This is a genomic window from Mesorhizobium sp. GbtcB19, from assembly GCF_019091085.1.
In the GTDB taxonomy this organism is placed as follows: Bacteria; Pseudomonadota; Alphaproteobacteria; order Rhizobiales; family Rhizobiaceae; genus Mesorhizobium.
Genome location: NZ_JAGXJY010000070.1, coordinates 1 through 1,063, shown reverse-complemented (window position 1 = coordinate 1,063; position 1,063 = coordinate 1). Strand labels below are relative to the sequence as shown.

1 protein-coding gene is annotated in these 1,063 nt (G+C 27.2%); it reads left to right on the top strand.

Going from position 1 to position 1,063, the window contains the following annotated elements; all coding sequences use genetic code 11:
- A partial coding sequence (locus KVT37_RS31610) for a CDP-glycerol glycerophosphotransferase family protein (RefSeq protein WP_217578932.1) occupies positions 1–1,063 on the top strand: 1,063 nt, incomplete at both ends.

Genomic DNA, 1,063 nt, shown 5'->3' with positions numbered 1-1,063 from the left:
CATTTTTAATCGCTAGAATTATTTTCTGTTTTTTAAGAATGAACCCCAAAATATTAATTTTTATAGATTATGCTCCAGGTTCAGGTTCCAATGTGATAGTGCTATATGTTATTATGACTAAAGAATATAATGATCTTGGTTTAATATATATAAATTTTCAAAAAATGCTGGAAAAACCGATAGAAAATGCTATGCATTTAGGGACGGGATCTATTGTTATCACATCGCATGGCCCTATAAAAAAAATGAAAAAGAAACAAAAATTCATTGAATTATGGCATGGAATACCCTTGAAAAAAATGGGGTTATTAGAAAATGAAACTACTATGAATAAAAAGAAAATCGATACATTAGATCGAGTAATTTCTAGTTCAGAAACGTACACTACGTTATTGAATGCCTGTATAGGAATAAATAATAAATATGTTATCACTGGATTCCCACGAAATGATCTTTTAAATTTGAGGGGAGGAGAAAAGAGAGACATCATATTGAAATACTTTTCAGTTAGTGAAAACAATAAATTAATGGTATTTATGCCGACATTCAGAAAAGGATATATCAGAGAAGAATCGGATTTAAACAGGGAATATAATATATTCGGTTTAGGTGATATGAATATCAATGAATTTAATGCTTATTTAGTAAAAAACAGAATTACAGTTATTGTGAAATTACACCCTAAAGAGGAAGAGTATTATAAAAAAACATTTGAGGGATTTTCTAATATCAAGTTATGTACTTCGGAATTTTTAGCAAAATATAATTTAGATATATACCAAATATTATCTGAAACGGATTTGTTAATAACCGATTATTCAAGTGTTTATTTTGATTATCTTTTATTAGATAAGCCGATATTATTTTTGAATACAGATTTAGATCAATATCGTAATAATAGGGGATTCCTATTAAATCCATTTGAATTTTGGACTCCTGGTCCAAAGGTGAACATATACAATCATTTTATCTGTGAATTAGAGAAGTTGCTTACTGATGAAAAATATTATAAAACTGAAAGGGAAAATATAAAAAAGATAGTTCATGAATATACTGATTTTAA